22 protein-coding genes are annotated in these 25,182 nt (G+C 56.5%); 10 read left to right on the top strand and 12 right to left on the bottom strand.

Going from position 1 to position 25,182, the window contains the following annotated elements; translation table 11 throughout:
- Nucleotides 1-15 precede the first annotated feature (15 nt).
- From pyrI to ABLU78_RS18995, 3 genes are read right to left on the bottom strand one after another with little or no spacing between them, the layout of a single operon-like run.
- On the bottom strand, nt 16-477 hold the full coding sequence (gene pyrI, locus ABLU78_RS19005; protein ID WP_015368555.1) for an aspartate carbamoyltransferase regulatory subunit: 462 nt from the start codon (nt 475-477) through the stop codon (nt 16-18).
- Nucleotides 478-490: 13 nt separating this feature from the next.
- A complete protein-coding gene (gene pyrB, locus ABLU78_RS19000; RefSeq protein WP_015704213.1) occupies nt 491-1,426 on the bottom strand; it encodes an aspartate carbamoyltransferase in 936 nt (311 codons plus the stop codon).
- A gap of 36 nt (nt 1,427-1,462) precedes the next feature.
- Nucleotides 1,463-1,570, bottom strand: a complete 108-nt coding sequence (locus tag ABLU78_RS18995) for a pyrBI operon leader peptide (protein ID WP_020079785.1) — start codon at nt 1,568-1,570, stop codon at nt 1,463-1,465.
- A 191-nt stretch (nt 1,571-1,761) separates the two neighbouring features.
- Between ABLU78_RS18995 and ABLU78_RS18990 the strand changes: the two genes are divergently transcribed.
- Entirely contained in the window at nt 1,762-2,214 is a 453-nt protein-coding gene (locus ABLU78_RS18990; protein ID WP_032713560.1) for a YhcH/YjgK/YiaL family protein, read from the top strand.
- A gap of 56 nt (nt 2,215-2,270) precedes the next feature.
- Here ABLU78_RS18990 and argF read toward each other — a convergent pair whose 3' ends face one another.
- A complete protein-coding gene (gene argF, locus ABLU78_RS18985; RefSeq protein WP_015368551.1) occupies nt 2,271-3,275 on the bottom strand; it encodes an ornithine carbamoyltransferase in 1,005 nt (334 codons plus the stop codon).
- Nucleotides 3,276-3,438: 163 nt separating this feature from the next.
- Between argF and rraB the strand changes: the two genes are divergently transcribed.
- Together rraB and miaE are read left to right on the top strand one after the other, a co-directional pair.
- Nucleotides 3,439-3,864 carry a ribonuclease E inhibitor RraB gene (rraB, locus tag ABLU78_RS18980; RefSeq protein ID WP_015368550.1) on the top strand — a complete coding sequence of 142 codons (426 nt, stop codon included), beginning with the start codon at nt 3,439-3,441 and terminating at the stop codon, nt 3,862-3,864.
- A 71-nt stretch (nt 3,865-3,935) separates the two neighbouring features.
- Entirely contained in the window at nt 3,936-4,700 is a 765-nt protein-coding gene (miaE, locus tag ABLU78_RS18975) for a tRNA isopentenyl-2-thiomethyl-A-37 hydroxylase MiaE (RefSeq protein ID WP_042894224.1), read from the top strand.
- Nucleotides 4,701-4,769: 69 nt separating this feature from the next.
- Here the strand turns inward: miaE and ABLU78_RS18970 are convergent, their stop codons facing one another.
- The 4 genes from ABLU78_RS18970 to pepA form a co-directional block, all read right to left on the bottom strand.
- Nucleotides 4,770-5,273: a GNAT family N-acetyltransferase gene (locus ABLU78_RS18970; RefSeq protein ID WP_015368548.1), complete on the bottom strand. Its 504-nt coding sequence runs from the start codon at nt 5,271-5,273 to the stop codon at nt 4,770-4,772.
- Between the two features lie 123 nt (nt 5,274-5,396).
- Nucleotides 5,397-8,252 carry a valine--tRNA ligase gene (locus ABLU78_RS18965; protein WP_015368547.1) on the bottom strand — a complete coding sequence of 952 codons (2,856 nt, stop codon included), beginning with the start codon at nt 8,250-8,252 and terminating at the stop codon, nt 5,397-5,399.
- Complete coding sequence (gene holC, locus ABLU78_RS18960) at nt 8,252-8,695, bottom strand: DNA polymerase III subunit chi (protein WP_015368546.1); 444 nt, start codon at nt 8,693-8,695, stop codon at nt 8,252-8,254. The genes ABLU78_RS18965 and holC overlap by 1 nt, the downstream gene beginning before the upstream one ends.
- A gap of 121 nt (nt 8,696-8,816) precedes the next feature.
- Nucleotides 8,817-10,328 carry a leucyl aminopeptidase gene (pepA, locus tag ABLU78_RS18955; protein WP_008807121.1) on the bottom strand — a complete coding sequence of 504 codons (1,512 nt, stop codon included), beginning with the start codon at nt 10,326-10,328 and terminating at the stop codon, nt 8,817-8,819.
- A gap of 390 nt (nt 10,329-10,718) precedes the next feature.
- On the opposite strand from pepA, the gene lptF reads away from it, so the two are divergent.
- From lptF to ABLU78_RS18940, 3 genes are read left to right on the top strand one after another with little or no spacing between them, the layout of a single operon-like run.
- Nucleotides 10,719-11,816 carry an LPS export ABC transporter permease LptF gene (gene lptF / locus ABLU78_RS18950; RefSeq protein WP_015368544.1) on the top strand — a complete coding sequence of 366 codons (1,098 nt, stop codon included), beginning with the start codon at nt 10,719-10,721 and terminating at the stop codon, nt 11,814-11,816.
- Complete coding sequence (gene lptG, locus ABLU78_RS18945) at nt 11,816-12,898, top strand: LPS export ABC transporter permease LptG (protein WP_015368543.1); 1,083 nt, start codon at nt 11,816-11,818, stop codon at nt 12,896-12,898. Before lptF ends, lptG begins: the two co-directional genes overlap by 1 nt.
- A 55-nt stretch (nt 12,899-12,953) precedes the next feature.
- Complete coding sequence (locus ABLU78_RS18940; RefSeq protein WP_020079781.1) at nt 12,954-13,433, top strand: hypothetical protein; 480 nt, start codon at nt 12,954-12,956, stop codon at nt 13,431-13,433.
- A gap of 94 nt (nt 13,434-13,527) precedes the next feature.
- On the opposite strand, the gene ABLU78_RS18935 is transcribed toward ABLU78_RS18940, so the two are convergent.
- Together ABLU78_RS18935 and ABLU78_RS18930 are read right to left on the bottom strand one after the other, a co-directional pair.
- Complete coding sequence (locus ABLU78_RS18935) at nt 13,528-15,030, bottom strand: helicase HerA-like C-terminal domain-containing protein (RefSeq protein ID WP_015368541.1); 1,503 nt, start codon at nt 15,028-15,030, stop codon at nt 13,528-13,530.
- Nucleotides 15,031-15,117: 87 nt separating this feature from the next.
- Nucleotides 15,118-15,939, bottom strand: coding sequence for a TIM barrel protein (locus tag ABLU78_RS18930; protein WP_048229695.1), 822 nt, complete (start codon nt 15,937-15,939; stop codon nt 15,118-15,120).
- Nucleotides 15,940-16,292: 353 nt separating this feature from the next.
- Between ABLU78_RS18930 and ABLU78_RS18925 the strand changes: the two genes are divergently transcribed.
- Complete coding sequence (locus tag ABLU78_RS18925) at nt 16,293-17,798, top strand: CoA-acylating methylmalonate-semialdehyde dehydrogenase (protein ID WP_048229693.1); 1,506 nt, start codon at nt 16,293-16,295, stop codon at nt 17,796-17,798.
- 18 nt (nt 17,799-17,816) lie between these two features.
- Entirely contained in the window at nt 17,817-18,617 is an 801-nt protein-coding gene (iolB, locus tag ABLU78_RS18920; RefSeq protein ID WP_020079778.1) for a 5-deoxy-glucuronate isomerase, read from the top strand.
- Nucleotides 18,618-18,701: 84 nt separating this feature from the next.
- Here the strand turns inward: iolB and ABLU78_RS18915 are convergent, their stop codons facing one another.
- Together ABLU78_RS18915 and iolC are read right to left on the bottom strand one after the other, a co-directional pair.
- Nucleotides 18,702-19,556 (bottom strand): MurR/RpiR family transcriptional regulator, encoded by an 855-nt coding sequence (locus ABLU78_RS18915; protein ID WP_015368536.1) that lies wholly within the window; start codon nt 19,554-19,556, stop codon nt 18,702-18,704.
- Nucleotides 19,557-19,704: 148 nt separating this feature from the next.
- Nucleotides 19,705-21,618, bottom strand: coding sequence for a 5-dehydro-2-deoxygluconokinase (gene iolC, locus ABLU78_RS18910; RefSeq protein ID WP_015704220.1), 1,914 nt, complete (start codon nt 21,616-21,618; stop codon nt 19,705-19,707).
- Between the two features lie 527 nt (nt 21,619-22,145).
- Between iolC and iolD the strand changes: the two genes are divergently transcribed.
- The gene (gene iolD / locus ABLU78_RS18905; protein WP_048229691.1) at nt 22,146-24,086 is read left to right on the top strand and encodes a 3D-(3,5/4)-trihydroxycyclohexane-1,2-dione acylhydrolase (decyclizing); all 1,941 of its coding nucleotides are present in this window, start codon (nt 22,146-22,148) and stop codon (nt 24,084-24,086) included.
- 47 nt (nt 24,087-24,133) lie between these two features.
- Complete coding sequence (locus ABLU78_RS18900) at nt 24,134-25,147, top strand: Gfo/Idh/MocA family oxidoreductase (RefSeq protein WP_015704222.1); 1,014 nt, start codon at nt 24,134-24,136, stop codon at nt 25,145-25,147.
- The last annotated feature ends 35 nt before the right edge of the window (nt 25,148-25,182 follow it).

Here is a 25,182-nt window from a genome sequence, read left to right as displayed (position 1 = left end):
TAATACCAACCGCAATTAGTTGGCCAGCACCACATAATGGGAAAACTCTTTTTCACAGTATTTGCATTTGAGTGCGATGTCATCGGCGCGTTTTTTCACTGCGAAACTCGACGAAACCGGCTCAGCGTGACTGATGCAGTTGCTGTTCGGGCAGACCAGCACGCTGTTGATGCGCTCCGGCAGGCTCGGGCGGGATTTGCCCACCACTTCGTAATCATCGATACGGTTAACCGTTGCGTCCGGCGCATACAGCGCCAGCTGATTGACCTGCTCATCGGTCAGGAAGGTGTTCTCGATTTTAATCAAATCTTTACGGCCCATCTCGCCGGACGGCAGGTTCAGGCCGATGGTGATGCGCTGGTCGGTTTCGGTCAGCTTGAACAGGGTCAACAACTTGAAGCCGACCTGGGCCGGGATATGGTCGATCACGGTGCCGCGTTTAATGGCTTCTACTTGCAGTTTATTGTCGTGTGTCATCTCTCATTCCCCCTTATTGTGCCAGCTCGCTATTCAATACCAGTGCCAGTAACGCCTGGCGGGCGAAGATGCCGTTACCGGCCTGCTGGAAGTACCAGGCGTGCGGCGTTTTATCGACGTCGGTGGTGATTTCATCAACGCGCGGCAGCGGGTGCAGCACCTTCATGTTGACGCGGGCGCCTTCGAGATCCGCGGCGCGCAGCACGAACTGCGCCTTCACGTTGGCGTATTCCGATGGGTCAAGGCGCTCTTTCTGCACGCGAGTCATATACAGAATATCGACCTCTGCCATCACTTCGTCGATGGCGCTATGCAGGCTCCAGGCGATGCCTTTTTCATCCAGCATATCGAGAATGTACTGCGGCATCGCCAGCGCGTCCGGGGCGATGAAGTAGAAGCGGTTGCCGTTGAATTTGGCCAGCGCCTGGGTCAGCGAGTGTACGGTACGGCCATATTTCAGGTCGCCGACCATCGCGACATTGAGGTTCTCAAGGCGGCCCTGAGTTTCCTGAATGGTGAACAGGTCGAGCAGGGTTTGCGTTGGATGCTGATTGGCGCCGTCGCCGGCGTTGAGAATCGGTACGTTGCCGGAGAATTCGGTTGCCAGACGCGCGGCGCCCTCTTGCGGATGGCGCATTACGATAGCGTCGACGTAGGTGCTGATAACCGAAATGGTGTCGGCCAGGGTTTCGCCTTTCTTACCGAGCGAGGTGTTGCTGCTGTCGGAGAAGCCGACCACGCTGGCGCCGAGGCGGTGCATAGAGGTTTCAAAAGAGAGGCGAGTACGGGTGGAGGCTTCAAAGAAACAGCTGGCGATAACCTTATGCTTCAGCAGCTCGGGTTGCGGATTGGCTTTCAGCTTTGCGGCTGTCGCCAGCACCAGTTCGAGGTCTTCGCGGCTGAGATCGTTTATGGAAATGATATGTTTTTGATATAGCGGGTTAGCCATGCTTATCTCCTGACGCCTGAGCAAAAAAAAAGCCCCTTAAATAAGGGGCTTCGAGAATTCATTGAGCAACGGAAAGAAAAACGCCAGGCCAGCGCCTGCTTTCAGACGCGGTAAGACACAGCAATGTCGTACGCAATTGACCATATTTCCTCCCGGCAAAACGGCTGGCATTATACGCAGCTTTGATGAGCAATCAAGCGATTAATCCACAATCAGGGAAACGTTTGCCTGCGAAGGCTGCGCCAGCGCAAAAAACCGCGATAAAAATGTGGTCTGGCAGTGGTAAGCAGCGTATAAAACAAAAATGAAAAGCTGTTTTATATTTGAGGGCTACTATGATTATCGGCAATATTCATCATCTGCAATCCTGGCTGCCGGACGCGCTGCGTCAGGCGATTGAGCATGTTAAAGCCCACGTTAGTGCGTCGACGCCGCTCGGCAAGCACGACATCGACGGCAATAATCTGTTCTATCTGATTTCTGAAGACAGCACCGAAGCGCAGGCCGAGCGTCGCGCCGAGTATCACGCCCGCTATCTGGATATTCAAATTGTACTTCGCGGTCAGGAAGGGATGACCTTCAGCACCTTACCCGCAGGCGAGCCGCAGACTGACTGGCTGGCGGACAAAGACATCGCCTTCCTCGCCGAGGGAGCGCAGGAGAAAACCGTTATCCTTAACGAGGGGGATTTTGTGGTGTTTTATCCAGGCGAAGTGCATAAACCGCTCTGTGCGGTCGGGGCGCCGGCGAAGGTGCGCAAAGCGGTGGTGAAGGTGTTGATGGCTTAAAACGGTTAGCCCGGATACGCGTAGCGCGCTATCCGGGAACCTACCGTGATTAATGGTTATTTTCCAAGCGTCGCCACCATCACCGCTTTGATGGTGTGCATACGGTTTTCCGCCTGATCGAAGACGATGCTCGCTGGGGATTCAAAGACTTCATCGGTCACTTCCATACCGCCGTGCAGTCCATACTCCGCCGCCATCTGTTTGCCGAGAATGGTCTGGTCATCGTGGAACGCGGGCAGACAATGCAGGAATTTCACCTGCGGGTTGCCGGTTAATTGCAGCATGGCTTTATTCACCTGATAGCCGCGCAGCAGGGCGATACGCTCCGCCCATTTCTCTTTCGCCTCGCCCATCGATACCCACACGTCGGTATAAATGAAATCGGCGCCTTTTACGCCCGCGGCGATATCTTCCGTCAGGGTAATATTGCCGCCGTGCTTTTTCGCCAGCGCAGTGCATTCCGCCACTAAACCCTCTTCTGGCCAGCAGGCTTTCGGCGCCACCAGGCGCAGGTCCAGCCCGGTCAGCGCGGCGGCTTCCAGCATGGAATTACCCATGTTGTTACGCGCGTCGCCGGCGTAGACCAGCGTCATTTCATTAAATGCCTTACCCGGCAGGTGCTCTTGCATGGTCAGCAGGTCGGCCAGTAGCTGCGTTGGGTGGAATTCATCGGTCAGGCCGTTCCACACCGGCACGCCGGCGTACTCCGCCAGGGTTTCTACCAGCTCCTGACCGTAGCCGCGGTACTGAATACCGTCATACATGCGACCCAGCACGCGGGCGGTATCTTTCATGGATTCTTTGTGGCCGATTTGGCTTCCGCTGGAACCGAGATAGGTCACGCGGGCGCCCTGGTCGTAAGCGGCAACTTCGAAAGAGCATCGTGTGCGGGTTGAGTCTTTTTCGAAGATGAGCGCGATGTTTTTGCCCTTCAGTTTCTGGGCTTCGATGCCGTTTTTCTTATCGGCTTTTAATTGCGCGGCCAGGTCGACAAGGCCGGTAATTTCTGCAGCAGTAAAATCCAGTAATCTCAAGAAATGCTTCTGATATAACGCGGACATAATTCCCTCACCTGGCAAACGCCACTATTGAATTAAAATTCACTTTATATGTATGAATATTCATTTGCAACCCCGAGTTAGAAATCTTTTACACAGAAGGTGGAGGCAATCACGGCGGTATGTGACAATAGGAGTATCTGCCGCACATTATGAGGAACGAGCCATGGCAAACCCGGAACTACTGGAAGAACAGCGTGAGGAAACGCGTCTGATTATCGAAGAGCTGCTGGAAGATGGCAGCGATCCGGACGCGCTGTATACCATTGAGCATCATCTCTCTGCCGACGATTTCGAAACGTTGGAAAAAGTGGCGGTAGAGGCCTTCAAGATGGGTTATGAAGTCACCGAGCCGGAAGAGCTGGAAGTCGAAGAAGGTGAAGTGGTGATCTGCTGCGATATCCTGAGCGAAAGCGCGCTCAATGCCGATCTGATCGACGCCCAGGTTGAACAGCTGATGAACCTGGCGGAAAAATTCAACGTCGAGTACGACGGTTGGGGTACCTACTACGAAGACCCGAACGGCGAAGACGATGACGGCGAAGATGACGAAGATTTAATTGACGAAGACGACAACGGCGTACGCCACTAAGTCGTCAACGGATACGGCGGCGTCTGCCGCCGTATATACCCGTCCTGATTAGGGTATAGCCTGGAGCTTCAATGGATTACCCGCAAATACTTTCCCCGATTTTAGCATTCCTGCACTGCCCAACGCCGCAGGCGTGGATTGACGAAGCCCGTAAACCGGAAAACCTGCCGCTGCTGTTGACCGACCATATGGTATGCGAGCTGAAAGCGGCGCAAAACGCCATGCTGCTGGTACGCCGCTACGTCGCCGATAAAGATGGCGCCGACGAGCTACTGGAATGCCTGAAACCGTACGAAGACTTTACCTATCGCCGTGGGCCGGAGCCGGATTTTGTCGCTCTGCATAAACGGATCAACAAAAGCGCCATGCCGCGAACCAACGACCCGTGGGGCAGCCAGTTGCTCGACAGCATGATTCTGCTTATCAAAGAGGAGCTGCACCACTTCTGGCAGGTGCGTGAGATCATGCTGGCGCGGGATATCCCTTACGTCAAAATCACCGCCAGCAACTATGCCCGCGGTATGCGCCGGGAGGTGCGATCCCATGAGCCGGTGATGCTAATCGATAAGCTGATTTGCGGCGCTTATATCGAAGCGCGCTCCTGCGAGCGATTTGCCGCGCTGGCGCCGTGGCTGGATGATGATCTCCAGAAGTTTTATCTGTCGTTGCTGCGCTCCGAGGCCCGGCATTATCAGGACTACCTGGACCTGGCGCAGAAGATAGCGGGGGGAGATATCAGCGAGCGCGTACGCCAGCTTGGCGAGGCGGAAGCGGCATTGATCCTCCGCCCGGAGCCCGAGTTCCGCTTCCACAGCGGCGTGCCGACGGCGTTGTAGCCCGCGGTATTCGGCCCCTGTAGCCCCGGTAAGCGCAGCGCTACCGGGGAGGCCCACGGTAGCGAGGCGTTACAGCGTTTTCAACATCCGCACTTCACAATCGACGTGGCCGGTGCAGCCCAGCGGCTCGTCAATATGCTCAAACCCGAGATGCTCATACAAGCCAATCGCTTCTTTCAAAAAAGCGGTGGTTTCCAGATAGCAGCGTTTAAAACCCTGCTCGCGGGCGTAATCCATCGCCATCAGCGCCAGCTTTTTCGCCAGCCCTTTGCCGCGCGCCGAGGACATAAAGTACATTTTCTGTAGCTCACAGATATCGGACTCGCTACACGAGAGCGGCGCCACGCCGCCGCCGCCGACCACTTCGCCATTTTGCTCAACCACCCAATAAGCGGAGCCAGGTTGGCTATAGAGCTCATAGAGTTCATCCAGATTCGGGTCAGCGACCGTATAGCCTTTATCGGCGGTCAGACCGTATTCCGCGGAGACCTGGCGGATAACATTGGCAATCGCCGGATTATCAGTGGCCGTGATGCGGCGCAGGGATAGCGTTAGGGTTGCGCTCGTATTCATTTGAAGACTCATTACATAATAATGACGGATGATGTTGTTAATAACACTGCGGGCGGGGAGAGTGCAAGCGAGGATCTTTCATAAAATAACGCCCCTTACCGGATGGGATAAGGGGCGGGAGGATTACAGCGCGGCGATCACTGCCTGCTGTTCAATCAGTTTCGCTTTCGCTTCTGCGTAGCCTTCCAGCTTCTCACGCTCTTTGGCGATAACCGCCTCCGGCGCGCGGGCCACAAAGCCTTCATTGGACAGCTTGCTTTCGATACGGCCGATTTCCGCTTCGACTTTCGCCACTTCTTTTGCCAGACGCGCCAGCTCGGCTTCTTTGTCGATAAGACCCGCCATCGGGATCAGCAGCTCGGCGCCGTCGATAATCTTGGTCACGGAAACCGGACCTTTATCATCGGCAGGCAGCACGGTGATGCTTTCCAGACGCGCCAGGTTCAGCAGGAAGCTGCGGTTGTCGTTAACACGACGCTCGGCATCTTTGCTGCAGCCGCGCAGCAACAGTTCCAGCGGTTTACCCGGAGCGATGTTCATCTCCGCACGGATGTTACGTACGGCGACGATCGCCTGCTTCAGCCATTCGGTGTCGGCTAGCGCCGCTTCATCAACCTGAGAAGCCTCGTACTGCGGGAACGGCTGCAGCATGATGGTATCGGCGGTGATACCGCAGATTACTTTCACGCGCTGCCAGATGGTCTCGGTGATGAAAGGAATAATCGGGTGCGCCAGGCGCAGCAGACCTTCCAGCACGGTCACCAGAGTATGGCGAGTCCCGCGCAGCTCCGCTTCGCTGCCACCGTTCATGACCGGCTTGGTCAGTTCGAGGTACCAGTCGCAGAACTGGTTCCAGGTAAATTCATACAGGATGCCCGCGGCGATGTCGAAGCGGAAGTTATCCAGCGCTTCGCGGTACGCTTTCACGGTCTGGTTGAATTCAGCCAGGATCCAGCGGTCGGCCAGGGACAGCACCATCTCGCCGCCGTTGAAACCGCAATCTTGATCTTCGGTATTCATCAGTACGAAGCGGCTGGCGTTCCACAGCTTGTTGCAGAAGTTACGGTAACCTTCCAGACGCTTCATATCCCAGTTGATGTCGCGGCCGGTAGAGGCCAGCGCCGCCAGGGTGAAACGCAGGGCGTCGGTGCCGTGCGGCTCGATACCGTTCGGGAACTGTTTCTCGGTGCGCTTACGGATTTTTTCCGCCAGCTGCGGCTGCATCATGTTGCCGGTACGTTTCTCCAGCAGCTCCGGCAGGGTGATGCCGTCAACCATATCCAGCGGGTCAATGACGTTACCCTTGGATTTGGACATCTTCTGGCCTTCGTCGTCGCGGATAAGGCCGGTCATGTAGACGGTCTTAAACGGAACCTGCGGCTTGCCGTTTTCATCTTTGATGAAGTGCATGGTCATCATGATCATGCGGGCGATCCAGAAGAAGATAATGTCGAAGCCGGACACCATCACGCTGGTCGGGTGGAACTGACGCAGCGCGTCGGTGTTTTCCGGCCAGCCGAGGGTGGAGAAGGTCCACAGCGCGGAAGAGAACCAGGTATCCAGAACGTCTTCGTCCTGACGCAGCGCGACGTCGGCGCCGAGATTATTTTCCTGGCGTACTTCGTCTTCGGTGCGGCCAACGTAGACGTTGCCCTGATCGTCGTACCATGCCGGGATGCGGTGACCCCACCACAGCTGACGGGAAATACACCAGTCCTGAATATCGCGCATCCAGGAGAAGTACATGTTTTCGTACTGCTTCGGCACGAACTGAATGTCGCCATTCTCAACGGCTTCGACTGCCGGCTTGGCCAGCACGTCCGCACGCACGTACCACTGGTCGGTCAGCATCGGTTCGATAACCACGCCGCCGCGGTCGCCGTAAGGCACGGTCAGGTCGTGCGGTTTGATCTCTTCCAGCAGGCCCAGCGCGTCGACGGCGGCAACCATCGCTTTACGCGCGGCAAAACGTTCCATCTTCTGGAATTCAGCCGGGATCTCGTTGGAATAGACGTCGGATTCGTTGCCTTTGGTATCGTAGACTTCCGCGCTTTCACGGATGTCGCCATCAAAGGTCAAAATATTAATCATCGGCAGCTGATGACGGCGGCCAACTTCGTAGTCGTTAAAGTCGTGCGCCGGGGTGATTTTCACGCAGCCGGTGCCTTTTTCCATGTCGGCGTGCTCGTCGCCAACAATTGGAATGCGGCGGTTAACCAGCGGCAGCACCACGAATTTACCGATCAGATCTTTGTAACGCGGATCCTCCGGGTTAACGGCCACGCCGGTATCGCCCAGCAGGGTTTCCGGACGGGTGGTGGCGACCACCAGGTAATCTTTACCGTCAGCGGTTTTCGCGCCATCGGCCAGCGGATAGCGGATGTGCCACATGGAACCTTTCGATTCGCGGTTCTCTACTTCCAGGTCAGAGATGGCGGTGCGCAGTTTCGGGTCCCAGTTGACCAGGCGCTTGCCGCGATAAATCAGGTCTTCTTTGTACAGGCGAACGAAGACTTCTTTTACCGCGTTGGACAGGCCTTCATCCATCGTGAAGCGCTCGCGCTCCCAGTCGACGGAGTTGCCGAGGCGGCGCATCTGGCGGGTAATGGTGCCGCCGGATTCCGCTTTCCACTGCCAGATTTTATCGATGAAGGCATCGCGGCCGTAGTCGTGGCGGGTTTTACCTTCTTCAGCGGCAATCTTACGCTCAACCACCATTTGGGTAGCGATACCCGCGTGGTCGGTACCGGCCTGCCACAGGGTGTTTTTACCCTGCATGCGCTGGTAGCGAATCATGGTATCCATGATGGTTTGCTGGAAGGCATGACCCATATGCAAACTGCCGGTGACGTTCGGCGGCGGGATCATGATGCAGAAGCTCTCCTGGCTTTCATCACCATTCGGTTTGAAATAGCCCTGCTTTTCCCAGTGCTCGTAAAGCGGCTGTTCGATATCTTGTGGGTTGTATGTCTTTTCCATTATTTCCAGGTTGCCGTGTTCAGGTTGAAACCAGCCATGCGGTACGCTTTATAGCGTTCGCGCGCCAGTTGTTTCAGAGAATCTTCGTAAGGGACAAAGTCTATCACTTCTGTGAAAGCGGTGGCAAAATCTGCAAAGTTTAGCCGCAGGCTGATAAGAATATCCCGCGGGCTGCTGTTGCGCTTTTGCGGCCAGGCAATTTCTACCGGCGCGCCGCCTCTCGGGCCTTCGCCCGCCAGGTTATGCGGCACAAAGCTCTCCGGCGGCCGCGTCCACAGCGCTTCGTCGAGGCGAATAGCCTGCTGTTCATCTTCACAGGCGATCAGGACGCGCTTGCCGTTGCGCCAACGTTCTGCGGCAATTTCACACACCAGCTGTTCGACGGCGCTGAGCTCGTCGACGATGGTGTCATTGTCCAGAAGATAGAACGTTGCGTTTTTCATATATGGGGCTTCTTGTTGTGGATTTAAATGCAAAGCCGGGTGGCGCTACGCTTACCCGGCCTACAAACGGCATTTTTCCGTAGGCCCGGTAAGCGTAGCGCCACCGGGCATCAGACGGCAATCACTCTTCGCCGTTAAAACCCGCACGATTGAGCAGGAACTGCGACAGCAGCGCCACCGGGCGGCCGGTCGCGCCTTTGGCCTTACCGGAACGCCAGGCGGTACCGGCGATGTCGAGGTGCGCCCAGTTGTACTTGCGGGTGAAGCGTGACAGGAAGCAGCCAGCGGTAATCGCGCCGCCAGGACGGCCGCCGATGTTCGCCATATCCGCAAAGTTGGACTCCAGCTGATCCTGGAACTCGTCGGCCAGCGGCAGACGCCATGCGCGGTCGCCAGCCAGTTCGGAGGCGCCGATCAGCTCATGAGCCAGCGGGTTATGGTTCGACATCAGGCCGGTGATGTGATGGCCGAGGGCAATCACGCAGGCGCCGGTCAGCGTCGCCACATCGATAACCGCTTCCGGCTCGAAGCGCTCAACGTAGGTCAATACGTCGCACAGCACCAGACGGCCTTCGGCATCGGTATTCAGCACTTCAACGGTCTGCCCGGACATGGTGGTCAGAACATCGCCCGGGCGATACGCGCGACCGCCAGGCATATTTTCACAGCCTGCCAGCACGCCGATGACGTTTAGCGGCAGCTGCAGCTCGGCAACCATTCGCATTACGCCGTAGACCGCCGCCGCGCCGCACATGTCGTACTTCATCTCGTCCATGCCTTCGGCAGGCTTGATGGAGATGCCGCCGGAGTCGAAGGTCAGGCCTTTACCGACCAGCACGATAGGGCGCGCGTCTTCAGACGGGTTGCCTTTATACTCGATGACCGACATCAGCGACTCGTTCTGCGAGCCGTTGCCGACGGCGAGATAGGAGTTCATCCCCAGCTCGCGCATCTGCTGTTCGCCGATCACGCGGGTGATGACGTTCTTGCTGTAAGTGTCGGCCAACTGGCGCGCCTGGGAAGCAAGGTAAGCCGCGTTACAGATATTCGGCGGCATATTGCCGAGATCTTTCGCCGCTTTGATACCGGCGGCGATCGCCAGGCCATGTTGAATGGCGCGTTCGCCGCTGGTGAGCTCGCGGCGAGTCGGCACGTTAAAGACCATTTTACGCAGCGGGCGACGCGGCTCGCTTTTGTTGGTCTTCAACTGATCGAAGCTGTACAGCGTCTCTTTGGCGGTTTCAACGGCCTGGCGAACTTTCCAGTAGTTGTTGCGGCCCTTGACGTGCAGTTCGGTCAGGAAGCAGACGGCTTCCATCGAACCAGTGTCATTCAGAGTATTAATGGTTTTCTGAATAACTTGTTTATACTGACGTTCATCCAGTTCGCGCTCTTTACCACAGCCGATGAGCAGAATGCGCTCAGACAGGATGTTCGGCACATGGTGCAGTAACAACGTCTGGCCAGGCTTGCCTTCGAGCTCGCCGCGACGCAGCAGGGCGCTGATGTAACCGTCGCTGATTTTATCGAGTTGTTCGGCGATGGGGGAGAGGCGACGTGGTTCGAAGACGCCGACCACGATACAGGCACTCCGCTGCTTCTCCGGGCTACCGCTTTTTACACTGAACTCCATGCACTATGCTCCTGAATCTTAAAGACAACAGTGGTGGCTACGGCTATACTCGTCGCCTTTCCAGTTGCAGATGCGTTGGCTACGCCTGCTTACCCCTGACGCTGGCTGATGCCGCTTTGGGGCTTCACAGTCCTGCCGCCTTTCTACAACTCGAAATCCATTGAGTATATAATTGCAAGCTTTCGTAACTCATGTCCGCTGTTGCGGTGACTTCGTGTTAATCTTAACGTTATTACGGCCTTGGTTCGTCAGAAAAGATCCTGATACGCAGAACCGATGAGTCATTTAATCTTAGCGATGTTTTCGACGACAAAAGAGAATAAATGACGTTTAAGCCATGAAACAAGCAATTTTCCTGCAATAAGACGGGTTTTTACGGGCGTATTTATAGTGATAATCATAAGATATCTGGTTCGTGAGACGCTGAAAAGCCAGTTGGCGATCCTATTCATCCTGTTACTGATTTTCTTCTGTCAGAAACTCGTCAGGATCCTTGGCGCCGCGGTAGATGGCGATATCCCGACCAATCTGGTGCTCTCGCTGTTAGGGCTGGGCGTACCGGAAATGGCGCAGCTCATTCTGCCCCTGAGTCTTTTCCTCGGGTTGTTGATGACGCTGGGCAAACTGTATACCGAAAGTGAAATTACGGTGATGCACGCCTGCGGCTTAAGTAAAGCCGTGTTGATTAAGGCGGCAATGATCCTCGCCCTGTTTACCGGCGCCGTCGCGGCAGTCAACGTGATGTGGGCGGGGCCGTGGTCGTCGCGCCATCAGGATGAAGTGCTGGCGGAAGCCAAAGCCAACCCCGGCATGGCGGCTCTGGCTCAGGGCCAGTTCCAGCAGGCCAGCGACGGCAGCGCGGTGTTGTTTATCGAAAACGTGAACGGCAACCGCTTCAACGACGTGTTCCTTGCGCAATTGCGGCCGAAAGGCAACGCGCGTCCTTCCGTTGTGGTGGCGGATTCCGGCGAGCTGTCGCAGAAAAAAGACGGATCCCAGGTGGTCACTATGACGCAGGGGACGCGTTTTGAAGGCACGGCGATGCTGCGCGATTTCCGTATTACCGATTTCAAAAACTACCAGGCGGTTATTGGCCATCAAGCGGTAGCGGCCGATCCCAGCGACACCGAACAGATGAATATGCGCACCCTCTGGAAGACCGATACCGCGCGCGCGCGCGCCGAACTGCACTGGCGATTTACGCTGGTGGCGGCGGTGTTCATGATGGCGCTGATGGTTGTCCCGCTTAGCGTGGTGAACCCGCGTCAGGGCCGCGTGCTGTCTATGCTGCCGGCGATGCTGCTGTATCTGGTGTTCTTCCTGCTGCAAACGTCGATCAAATCGAACGCGGGTAAAGGCAAAATGGACCCCGCTATCTGGATGTGGGGCGTGAACCTGCTCTACTTCGCGCTGGCGGTGCTGCTTAACCTGTGGGATACGGTGCCGATGCGTCGTTTCCGTGCCCGGTTTAATAAAGGAGCGGTGTGATGCAGGCGTTTGGCGTACTTGACCGCTATATCGGTAAAACCATTTTCAACACCATCATGATGACGCTGTTCATGCTGGTGTCGCTCTCCGGCATTATTAAGTTTGTCGACCAGCTGAAAAAAGCCGGACAGGGCAGCTATGATGCAATGGGAGCCGGGCTTTATACCATTCTCAGCGTACCAAAAGATGTGCAAATCTTCTTCCCCATGGCGGCGCTGCTTGGCGCGTTGCTGGGGCTGGGGATGCTGGCGCAGCGCAGTGAACTGGTGGTGATGCAAGCTTCCGGTTTTACCCGTATGCAGGTGGCGCTGGCGGTGATGAAAACGGCGATCCCGCTGGTGTTGTTGACCATGGCGATGGGTGAGTGGGTGGCGCCGCAGGGCGAACAGATGGCGCGTAACTATCGTGCGCAGCAGATGTACGGCGGTTCGCTGCTGTCGACCCAGCAGGGTTTGTGGGCGAAAGACGGGCATAATTTTGTCTACATTGAACGTGTAAAGGGCAATGATGAACTAGGCGGCGTGAGCATCTATCAGTTCAACGATAATCGTCGTCTGCAATCTGTCCGTTACGCCGCATCCGCGAAGTTTGATAATGAAGCTAAGATCTGGCGTCTGTCACAGGTGGATGAATCTAATCTGACCGATCCAAAACAGGTCACCGGTACGCAAATGGTGAGCGGCACCTGGAAGACCAAGCTAACGCCGGACAAACTCGGCGTGGTTGCGTTGGATCCGGATGCGCTGTCAATCAGCGGCCTGCATAACTACGTGACCTATCTGAAGTCCAGCGGCCAGGATCCGGGCCGTTACCAGCTCAATATGTGGAGCAAAATCTTCCAGCCGCTGTCGGTGGCCGTGATGATGCTGATGGCGCTGTCGTTCATTTTTGGCCCACTGCGGAGCGTGGCGATGGGCGTGAGAGTGGTTACCGGGATTAGCTTCGGCTTCATCTTCTACGTACTCGACCAGATATTTGGCCCACTAACGTTGGTTTACGGGATACCGCCGATAATCGGCGCGCTGCTGCCAAGCGCAAGTTTCTTCCTGATAAGCCTTTGGCTGATGATGAGAAAAGCGTAGTACAATAGAAGGGTGCGAAAGCACCCTTTTTTTTCGTCTTTGCATGGAGGCATTGATGTTTGGTAAATCCCTGATATTCATTCTGCAGGTCGCTGCCGGAATCTTGTGGATCCCGGATATTTTTATCATCGCCACCATCTTCTTCGGCGCGTTGCATCCAGAGTGGGCCAGCGGCTGGTTCCTGTTTGAAGGCACAGTTTTTCTGCTTATGCTGGTGTTTTTTATCTGGTCGCTGAAACGAGCGGATGTGCTGAGCCTGACGACGGGGCTGGTGCGTGCGGGCACAGCTGAAGAGCAAAAAGCCAATCGGGTGCTGTTTTGGTTCGATCTCAATGGCACGTTAGCGGGGGTTATACTGTCGCTATCGATATTCGCTTTTCTGTTTGCTTTCGTGGTGTTAGACAAAGGCCTGCCGCTATATCTTCATCAGGTTGCGGTGGTCGCCGTGCTGGCGCTGTGCTGGCGTGGCAATCACCGCCTCGAAGCGCGTAAAAGCGCGCGGGGATATGGGGATTATGTTAAGACAACCCCTTGAGGCGACTAAGGCCTAACGCTTACGCTCACCGAGCCAACAAATAACCCGGATGAGGCGCAGCGCGCCACAATCCGGGGTCGGCATCCTTCTTACGCTAACGGCGCCTTCCGCCGAGCAGGCTTCCCAGCATGCCGCGGACGATCTGGTTGGTTACCTGACGTACGGCGCTTTTGGCCGCGGTCTGCACGATACCATCTCGTTTACCGCCGCGCGGGCCGGTAGTGCCGAACAGAATATCTTTCAGCCCACCGAGTAGCCCGTCGTCATCACCGTTTTGTTGACCTTTTGCCGGCGGTGCCGACTGCTGCTCTGTGGCGACCTGCACCCCTTTTTGCAGCATTTCGAAGGCCGACTCGCGGTCAATCTCTTCTTCATACTTGCCGTACAGCGCCGAGTGGTTAATCAGGCCATTTCGCTCATCATCGGTGACCGGTCCCATCCGCGAGCAGGGAGCGATAACCATTGCGCGCTCGACGACCGACGGGCTGCCTTTCTCGTCGAGGAAGGAGATCAGCGCTTCGCCGGTACCGAGCTCCTGAATGGCCTGCTCGGTACTGAATGCCGGGTTGGCGCGCATGGTCTGGGCGGCGGTTTTCACCGCTTTTTGATCCTTCGGAGTAAAGGCGCGCAGGGCATGCTGCACGCGGTTGCCCAACTGGCCAAGCACGGCATCCGGGATATCCGACGGATTCTGCGAGACAAAATAGACGCCGACCCCTTTAGAGCGGATAAGACGGATCACCTGCTCGATTTTATCCAGCAGTACCTGCGGCGCATCGTTAAACAGCAGGTGGGCTTCGTCAAAGAAGAACACCAGCTTCGGTTTTTCGAGGTCGCCGGCTTCCGGCAGGCGCTCGTAGAGTTCGGAGAGCATCCACAGCAGGCTGGCGGCGTACAGCTTCGGCATCTGATAGAGCTTTTCAGCGCTGAGGATATTAATCACCCCTTTACCGCTGGCATCGACACGCATCCAGTCCTGAATATCCAGCATCGGTTCGCCGAAGAAGTGCTCTGCGCCCTGCTGCTCCAGGGTTAACAGCCCGCGCTGGATAGCGCCGACCGACGCGCTGCTGATGTTGCCATACTGGTTCTGGAAGGCTTTGGCGTTATCACCGATAAACTGGGTGATGGCGCGGAGATCTTTAAAGTCCAGCAGCAGCAAGCCGCGATCGTCAGCAATACGGAAAATAATGTTTAGCACGCCGCTTTGTACTTCATTCAGGTTGAGCAAGCGGGCGAGCAGCAGGGGGCCGAGATCCGACACCGTGGCGCGCACCGGGTGGCCCTTTTCACCAAAGATATCCCAAACAACCACCGGGTTGGCATGCGGCTCCCAGTCGGTAACGCCGATTTTTTCCAGACGCGCCTGAAGTTTCTCAGAGCTCTGGCCTGCTTCCGCGATACCGGTCAGGTCGCCTTTCACATCGGCCATAAAGACCGGTACGCCGATCTCGGAAAATGACTCCGCCAGTTTCTGCAAAGTTACGGTTTTACCGGTGCCGGTGGCGCCGGTAATTAGGCCGTGACGGTTAGCCATTGCAGGCAGCAGATGCAGTTGTTTATCCAGCGTGCGCGCAATCAGCAGGGGTGAGCTCATGATCGATTCCTCCATTTATCCTGCGTCGATTATAGGCAACCTGACAGCAAAAAGATGGAGGAAATCGATAACTCTCAACGTTTAATCTCAGGCGCAGTGGCGCTGAATCAGCGCGATGCTCTGTTCAATCTCGCGGCGAATCTCCTCTTCGCGCCATGATGCCAACTGCGGAGCGAAAGGCTCGAAGGCGTAATCTCCCTGGTATCCGCGGGCTTCGAGATGTTTTACCTGCTGGCAGGTCAGCAGCCTATCTTGTGGTGTCAGCATGATGCGCTCGTTGTCGGTCAACTGTTCGCGCGGGCAGGGATCGTCAACGCCGGAGAGGTGAACCAGACCTATCTCAGCAACGTCCAGCTGGCTGAATTCCTCTTCAGCTTGTGGATAAAGATGATGATGGAAAGTATCAATTAACAGCTTAAACGGTACCTGGGCGTCGCGAATAAGCGCCTGCGCCTGCGCCGCCGAGCGCAGCGAACTTTGTGGGAAGCCAAGCGGCTCGACCAGGCCCTGAACGCCATATTGTTCGAACAACGGCGCCAGCTCGCGCATAGCGGCAAGCGTTTCTTGCGGCGCTACAACGGTGCCATCATTTAGCGGGCACATCACCAGCGATTTGGCGCCAATAGCCTGCGCCTCTTTTAGCAGCGACTCCGTCAGCTGACGTACTTCAGCGCTGTGGCGGTTGAAGGGATAGACGGCGTTGATCGTCAGAATTTCAAGCTGGTATCGGTCGGCCAGCTTGCGCACCTGCTGGTGGGTTAGCTCATCGGTGACTTTACCGCTGGGTAAATCATTACGCAGCTCGACCTTATGCAGCCCGAGTTCGCTTACCAGACGGAAAAACGCTTCAATGCTAAGCGATGGCGCAATTTTACGATTGATACAGAAACGCTGCAGGGCAATGGCCATTTGACACTCCTGACAAGATGTTGACTGGTTTAGTTCGCTTGCCTGATAGTTAAAATGTTTATTTCATCATTGGCAATGGATGAAATGATGGTTGTTTGAGCACGATCGCAAAATAGTTGCTTCGCTATTTCATAGTTTACATCAACGTCAACCGCAGAAAATCTCATCTTTACTACCGCTGCGATATGAAATCATGTAGAGAGGCTTGCTGAAAAATGCGACAGCTATCACCAAAGTGGAATTTCATTTTATCTGTTTATTGAAATATAAATTTCATTTTACTACGGTTATAGCACAGCACAATCAGCGACGGGCCGTAACTTGAACGGCCTTCTACACTATGAGGCGAGAAGATGACTATCACAGGTAACTTTATTGGTGGGAAAACGGTAACCAGCAGCAGCCGGGAAACGATGCCGGTGTACGACCCGGCCACTGGCGATGTGGTTCGCGAAGTCACGCTTTCCACCGCGCAGGAGGTTTCCGACGCAATCCAGGTCGCTCGCGACGCTTTTGACAACTGGTCCCGTACCACGCCGCTGCGCCGCGCCCGCGTGCTGTTCAATTTTAAAATGCTGCTCGAACAGCACGTCGATGAACTGGCGGGAATTATCGTTAGCGAGCACGGCAAAGTGTGGTCCGATGCGTTGGGAGAGCTGACTCGCGGCATGGAAGTGGTTGAGTTTGCCTGCGGCATTCCGCATCTTATTAAAGGTGAGTTTTCTTCCGACGTAGGTACCGGCGTCGACAGCTATTCACTCATGCAGCCGCTGGGCGTGGTGGCGGGGATAACGCCGTTTAATTTCCCGGCTATGGTGCCGATGTGGATGTTCCCCATCGCGCTGGCCTGCGGCAACAGCTTCGTGCTGAAACCACCGGCGCTGGCGCCGACCGCGGCGGTACGCATGGCTGAATTACTGAAAGAAGCCGGTCTGCCGGACGGCGTTTTTAACGTCATTCATTGCAGCAATGAAGATGCCGAGCAGCTTTATACCGACCCGCGTATTGCCGCCGTCAGCTTTGTCGGCTCCTCCGGCGTGGCGGAATATATCTATAAAACCGCCAGCGCTCACGGAAAACGCGTCCAGGCGTTTGGCGCGGCGAAAAACCATGCCATCGTGATGCCGGACGCCGATCTTGATGCGACAGTGAATGCCATCATGGGCGGTGCGTATGGTTCCGCAGGCGAGCGCTGTATGGCTCTGCCGGTAGTAGTGGCCGTCGGTGACGAGACCGCAGATAAATTAATCGCCCGCCTGAAACCATTAGTCGAGTCGCTGAAAGTGGGGCCCGGCTGCCTGCGCGGCAAAGACGAAAACGAAATGGGGCCGGTAGTATCTGAAGCGCATCAGAAAAAAGTACTCGGCTATATTGATAAGGGCGTCAGCGAAGGGGCGTCGTTGGTGGTGGATGGCCGCAGGCTGCGCGTGGCCGGGCATGAGGACGGATATTACGTTGGCGGTACGCTGTTTGACCATGTCACTCCGGAAATGACCATCTGGCGTGAAGAGATTTTTGGCCCGGTGCTGGGGATCGTCCGCGTTGCTGATTACCAAAGCGCGCTGGCGCTGGTAAACAGCCACGAATTTGGTAACGGCAGCGCCGTCTTTACCAGCAATGGCCATACCGCCCGCGAGTTCGTTCATGATGTACAGGCCGGCATGGTTGGCGTCAACGTACCGGTGCCGGTGCCGATGGCCTTCCATAGCTTTGGCGGCTGGAAGCGCTCGGTATTTGGCGCGCTGAACGTCCACGGGCCTGACGGCGTTCGCTTCTATACCCGTATGAAAACTGCCACCGTGCGCTGGCCGCAGGGGCAGCAAACCGTATCTGAATTCAGTATGCCGACGTTAGGTTAATCGGCGAAGGAGAACGCTATGTCGTTATTGGCTAAAGCGCAAAAAGAGGGACATATCCAGCACATCACCCCGCAGAGCGCGGGGTGGCATTATATTGGCTTTGATGTCTGGATGTTAAAACAGGGGCAAACCGTGACCCTGGAGAGCGGTGATCGTGAGCTATGTCTGGTTCTGGTCTCCGGGCTGGCCTCGATCAAAACTCAGCACGCCGATTTTCCCGACCTTGGTAAACGCATGTCGCCATTCGAGCGTACGCCGCCGTGGTCGGTCTATGTGCCGCCGCAAGATAAGGTCGAGGTCACTGCAGATTCCGATCTTGAGCTGGCGGTTTGCAGCGCGCCGGGCAAAGGCAGTTTCCCGGCGCGAGTGATACGGCCTGAGGATGTTGGCGTAGAACATCGCGGTAAAGGGCGTAACCAGCGGCTGGTACATAATATTCTGCCGGATAATGCGCAGGCGGATTGCCTGCTGGTAGTGGAAGTCTACACCGAAGAAGGGGCGACCAGTTCCTGGCCATCGCACAAGCACGATACCGCGCTGCCGGGGCAGGAAACCCAGCTGGAAGAAACCTACTACCACCGTTTCGATCCGCCGCAAGGTTTTGCCTTTCAGCGAGTGTACACCGATGACCGCAGCCTGGATGCCTGTATGGCGCCCTATAACCATGATGTGGTGATGGTGCCGCGCGGCTACCATCCGGTAGCGGCGATCGCCGGTTACAACAGCTACTATCTGAACGTGATGGCGGGGCCGGATCGTAAGTGGCTATTTACCTGGGAAGACGATCACGCCTGGATCAACAGCGATCGCTATTCATAGTGCGCGATAAACGAGAAAAGCCGGGGATGTCCCCGGCTTTTTTGTCTATTGATTGCCCCTGTTTACCGCTAGCGCAACGGGCAATCAGGCGCGGTGCTGCTGCGGCTCTTTGCTGCTATTCAATGCCAGCGATACCGCCAGCGTCTGCGCCAGGCACAGCGAGGCCACCTGTGAACGGAAACCATCGACCTGCGCTTCACGCACCACAAAGCACACATCACTGAAGGCGGCAAGCGGGCTTACCTGGCTATCGGTAATGGCGATTTGTCGCGCCTTGCGCTGGGCGCCAAGCTCAACCAGCTCCACCACTTCACGGGCATAAGGCGAGAAGCTCACCGCCACGACCACATCCTTCGGCCCCACCAGACTGAGCTGCTCGGTGAACATCCCGCCGAGGCCGTCGATCAGGAAGGCTTTGCGATCCAGATGGCGCAGTGCGTAGGTCAGGTAAGAGGCGACGCTGAACGAGCGACGCAGACCGATAACATAGATATTTTCCGCATCCGCCAGTAAATCTACCGCCCGGTTGAGGTCTTCGCCGGAGGTCTGCATTGCCAGTTGCTGCAGCGCCTGGGTATTGACCATGCTGAACATGTTGAGGATTTCCGTCGGCGTTTCCGGCGGCGTTGTTTCGTCGTTAGTAGTCTGGCGGAACAGACGTGCGCGCTCGGTGTAGTTGGCGGTCTCTTCCATCAGATGCTGCCTGAACATCTGCTTCATTTCGTTAAAGCCGCTGAAGCCAAAGGCGTTAGCGAAGCGAATCAGCGTTGAGGGCGGAACGTCAGCCTGTTGCGCAATGGAGGCTACAGTATCGAAAGCAACGCTATTACTGTTATCCAGTATATAGCGCGCCACCTGCTTCAGACGTTTGCTGAGCGTGTCGTAGCGCCGTCTGATTTCATCCTGCAGGATGGTCAGTTGGGTCGGATTATTAGCCATAAGTTGCGCTCTGAGAAAATGGAAGGAATATGGCTTCCAGTGTACCAAATGAAGCGAATTTTTCATTTTTTGCGATGAAATACGCGATTCATTTCACGAAGAAACCGCAGGCCCGCCGCTTTCAAGGAATTGGCGGGCCTGAAGGAGGTTAGCCGCGCGCTTCGCGCCAGTAGCCGATGAGCCGTAGATAGTTGCGTTTCACTTCATCGATTAGCGCTGCGTCATCCAGTTCGCCCTGCATCCAGCGGCGCGAAGGCTGGCCAAAGATGGTTCGGCCGACGGCAAAACCCTTGATCATCGGGTGCCCGGCCGCTTCGGCGAAACCTGAACGCAATCGATCCGATGGCGCATCCAGCCCCAGGAGCAGGATGCCCCGGCACCACGGATCTTCGCGCTCGATAAGCGCTGAGATCCGCTCCCACTGGGCGCTGGCCAGCGGCGGCAGCTTCCACCAGTCCGGCTGGATGCCCAACTGATAGAAGTGCTCCAGCATAGTGTGGTAGTGGCGTTCATCTTTGTCCGGTCCGTTCTCCGGCAGGATCACTTCCAATAGCAGCTCGTGCCCGGACTTATTGCAGGCCTGCCAGACTTCCAGCAGCAGCGCATCCTGCTCGGCGCGCAGCGCCGCCGGGTCATCCGGGTGGTAAAAGACCAGGCATTTGACGACGTGCTCAAGCGGCCAGTCGATCAGCTGTGAGCCAATATTACCATGTTCAAGACGTAGCGGACGCGAGCTGGGAAGCTCAATCGGCCGACCGATCCACCAGCCTTTACCGGTAATGGCGTTAAGTGAACGTTGACCATAGGTACCATCGGCGAGGATGCCGCTGCGCCGATCCAGCCCGGCCTCTGTGGCGGCCGCCTCGGCGGCGGCCAACAGCAGCAGTTTGAGTTCGGGAATACAGGCCGGGTCGCGCCCGGTTTCTAATGCCAGATCCGCCAGCTGTTTACGATGGTCAAAGGCGAAGATACACAGTTCCGGCCACGGCTGGCGCCGGCTGGTCACCCGGTGCAAATGATTTAACCGCGCGTCGATATCCGGGCGCGGAACGGCATCGGCCCGCGATAAATAATCATCAAGCTCTACTTTTGTCGGCATCGCCGGCGCGCAGCCGTGGCGCGAAACCACTAAGGCGCCGCAGGCGTTGGCGTAGCGGCAGGCCTGCTCCCAGCCCTCATCGTTAAGCCAGCCGCGCAGTAGCCCGGACATAAAAGCATCGCCGGCACCGAGCACGTTGAGTACTTCGACGCGAACGCCTTGCTGCAACGGCACTTCGTCCCAGCTATCCGGGATGGCGCCCTCCAGCACCACGCAACCCATCGGCCCGCGCTTGCAGACCAGCGTCGCTTTGGTGGCATGGCGAACGTTTTTCAGCGCGGTGAGGGTATCGGTGCTGCCGCCGGCGATATGAAACTCCTCTTCAGTGCCGACGACTAAATCGAACAGGTGCAGAACTTCCTGCAACTGACGGGTCACCGGACCCGACTCAATGAAACGCGTTTCACCGTCGCCCAGCGAAGTAAGCCCCCACAGCACCGGACGGTAATCGATATCCAGCGCGGTACGCAGGCCGTGGCGGCGGGCGTATTCCAGCGCCTTCAGTACCGCATCGCGGGTATTGGCGTGTGAAAGGTGGGTGCCGGTCACCGCCAGAGCGCGTGAAGAGGCGATGTACTCCTCATTGATATCGTCAGGCGTCAGCGCCATATCGGCGCAGTTGTCGCGGTAGAAAATCAGCGGGAAGGTATCCTGATCCTTAATGCCCAGCATCACCAACGCGGTCAGCCGTTCTTTATCCGTGATCAGATATTCGGTATCGACACCTGCGCGGCGGAGGGTTTCACGCAGAAACCGGCCGTTGTGCTCATCGCCAACCCGCGCCAGCATCGCCGATTTTAATCCCTGAATCGCGGTACCAAAGGCGACGTTGCCCGAGGAACCGCCGAGATACTTGGCGAAACTGGCCACATCTTCCAACCTTGCCCCTATCTGCTGGGCGTAGAGATCGACGGCCACCCGGCCAATACAGATGACGTCGAGCCGCTTAACTGCTGCATTCATCGCTAGGGTTTCCTTTTGCAAATCTGCTGCCAGGAGAAGGTCGCATGAGTGACGGTCTGCCGTGAACAGCCTGATGGTTATTAGTTATCTCTAGTTTGAGAAATAAATATTTCATTTTCAAATCTAATCGAAATTAAAAAACCAAAAGTGTGAAGGATCTACCACTCTGCGTGGGTACGCAGCTGCCCACCCATACATGCTGTCTGCGTCCCGCTTACCCATGTTCTCCTTTTTTAAATACCAATATTATCCATAATTTTCATGTAGATAATCTTGTTTTTCCTCTTTTGTTTGGAAACCTGCTCGCGAAGGAGATGTAAGTGAAACGTGTGAAATGGGTAGAGAGTTTGATCCTTCTCGCAAAATGAAACATTTCTTCTGTATTTGTGTTTAATGAAAAAAATGTTTGCCTATAATCCAAAAATATTCCAGTGGACGTTAACGGCTTTCCCTCACCTACGCCATCTTCTTTGGCGAGCAAAGCGCTAACTCACACGACAAATACTGAACGATAAGGATTAGGCAACATGGGCAAACTGAGACTGACAATGGCGCAGGCGCTGGTGAAGTTCCTTGATAACCAGTATCTGGAGGTGGACGGCGAAGCGCAGAAATTCGTGAAAGGGATTTTCGCTATTTTTGGTCACGGCAACGTGTTGGGCTTAGGCCAGGCGCTGGAAGAGAACAGCGGCGAACTGCGGGTTTACCAGGGGCGTAATGAACAAGGCATGGCCCATGCGGCCACCGGCTTTGCCCGCCAGTCACTGCGCCGGCAGATCATTGCCTGCACTTCTTCCATCGGTCCGGGAGCGGCCAACATGATCACCGCCGCGGCGACGGCAACGGCCAACCGTATCCCGTTGTTATTACTGCCGGGCGATGTATTCGCCACCCGCCAGCCGGACCCGGTACTGCAGCAAATCGAACAGAGCTACGATCTGAGTATCACGACTAACGACGCATTTCGCGCGGTGAGTAAGTACTGGGATCGTATTATCCGCCCGGAACAGCTCATGAGCGCCTGCATTAATGCCATGCGCGTGCTGACGGATCCGGCGGAAACCGGCGCCGTCACCTTGTGTCTGCCGCAGGACGTGCAGGGTGAAGTCTGGGATTATCCCGAGTCCTTTTTTGCCCGCCGTGTCCACCGTCTGGATCGCCGTCCGCCAAGCGCGGCGCAGCTGGCGGATGCGGTAGCGGCAATTAAAGCCAGCCGTAAACCGCTCATCGTCTGCGGCGGCGGCGTGAAATATTCCGCGGCAGGTGAAGCGCTGGTGAGCTTCGCCGAACGTTACGACATCCCGTTTGCGGAAACGCAGGCCGGAAAGGGCACGGTGGTTTCATCGCATCCGCTGAACGTCGGCGGCGTTGGCGAAACGGGCTGTCTGGCTGCCAACCTGTTAGCGAAAGAGGCCGATCTGGTCATCGGTATCGGCACGCGTTTTAGCGATTTTACCACCTCCTCGAAATGGATATTCCAATCCCCAGGCGTGCGCTTTCTTAACGTTAACGTCAGTAATTTTGATGCCTGGAAGCTGGACGGCATCCCAATGCTGGCGGACGCCCGCGAGGCGCTAAGCGCGCTCAGCGCAGCGCTGGCGAACGAGTCCTGGCAGGCAGGATGGGGCGCGCAGATTGCAAGCGTGCAGAGCCGGCAGATGAAAGAGACCCAGCGCGTCTACCGGGCGGTCTGGCAGGAAACGGATTTCGTACCAGAAATTGACGACCATATTGACCGTGAATCGGTTTATCGCGAATTCCGTCAAATCACGGATTCCACCCTGACGCAAAGTAGCGTTCTTGGCCTACTGAACGAGTCGCTGGCGGCGGATGCGGTCATTGTGGCGGCGGCGGGCAGCCTGCCGGGGGATTTACAACGCGTCTGGCGCAACCGCGCGCCGAATACCTATCACGTCGAGTACGGCTACTCGTGCATGGGCTATGAGGTCAACGCCGCCCTCGGCGTTAAGCTGGCGCAGCCGCAGAGCGAAGTCTATTCGCTGGTCGGCGATGGCTCCTTCATGATGCTGCACTCTGAGCTGGTCACCTCCCTGCAGGAGCGGGCGAAGATCAACGTCATTCTGCTCGACAACATGGCGAACGGCTGCATCAACAACCTGCAGCTGGAACACGGTATGGATAGCTTCGGCACCGAGTTTCGCTACCGCTCGGCGGAAAACGGCCAGCTGCAGGGCGGGCTGGTACCGGTAGATTTCGCCACGATTGCTTCCGGCTACGGCTGCAAGACCTGGCGGGTCACCACCCTCGATGAGCTTCGCCACGCGCTGGATGCCGCTCGCCGTGAAACCGTCAGCACGCTTATCGACATTAAAGTACTGCCGAAAACCATGGTCCACAAATACGGTAGCTGGTGGAACGTTGGCGTGGCGCAGACGGCGCTGTCGGAACGTATCCGTAAAGTCGCTGAAATGATTAATGAAAAACGCGCCCAGGCGCGGGATTACTAACAAAGAACACGAACCCTGAACCCTACAGAACTACGGAGAGAACCATCATGTCACTCAAATTAGGTGTCATCGGCGCAGGCGCCATCGGTAAAGAACATATCCGTCGCTGCACCCAGGTCCTACAGGGGGCGACCGTGGTCGCCGTTTCCGATATCAACGCCGATAACGCCCGTGCGGCAGTAGCGCTGCCGGGCGTGCAGGCGGAAGTCTACGCCGACGGTCATGATGTGATTAAAGCCAGCGACGTTGACGCCGTGCTGGTGACCTCCTGGGATCCAACCCATGAAGAGTACACCCTGGCGGCTATTGAGGCCGGTAAGCCCGTATTTTGCGAAAAGCCCTTGGCGATGAGCGCGGAAGGCTGCCGCCGCATCGTTGATGCTGAAATGAAAGCCGGGCGTCGCCTGGTGCAGGTCGGCTTTATGCGCCCGTACGATGAAGGCTATCTGGCGTTGAAGAAGGTCATCGACGACGGTGATATCGGCGCGCCGCTGATGCTGCGCTGCGCCCACCGCAACCAGTCGGTCGGCGAGAACTACACCACCGATATGGCGATCACCAACACCCTGATCCACGAGCTGGACGTGCTGCGCTGGCTGCTAAATGACGACTACCGCTCCGTACAGGTACGCTTCCCGCGCTCGACCTCCCATACCCATGCGCGGCTGAAAGACCCTCAGATAGTCTCGTTCGAAACGAAAAAGGGCACCCTGATCGACGTCGAAGTCTTCGTGAATTGCCAGTACGGCTACGACATTCAGTGTGAGGTGGTTGGCGAAACGGGCATTGCGCGCCTGCCGGAACCGTCGGCGGTGGAGATGCGTAAAGCCGCCAGCCTGTCGACAGCCATCCTCACCGACTGGAAAGACCGTTTCATCAAAGCCTACGACGTCGAACTGCAGGCATTTATCAATGATGTGAAAGCCGGCAAGCTGCAGGGCCCCTCAGCCTGGGACGGCTATGCGGCATCGGTTGCCGCCGACGCCTGCCTGAAGGCGCAAGAGTGCAACGAACCGGTAGCAGTATCGCTACCTGAGTGCCCGGCATTCTACCAACGCTAAATCCTCCTTCACCGACGTAACGTTTCAAACAGGTA

It is taken from the genome of Klebsiella sp. JN_Kp122, from assembly GCF_040062085.1.
Classification (GTDB): domain Bacteria; phylum Pseudomonadota; class Gammaproteobacteria; order Enterobacterales; family Enterobacteriaceae; genus Klebsiella; species Klebsiella aerogenes.
The sequence above is the reverse complement of the archived record's forward strand: the minus strand, read 5'-3'. Positions and strand labels throughout refer to the sequence as shown.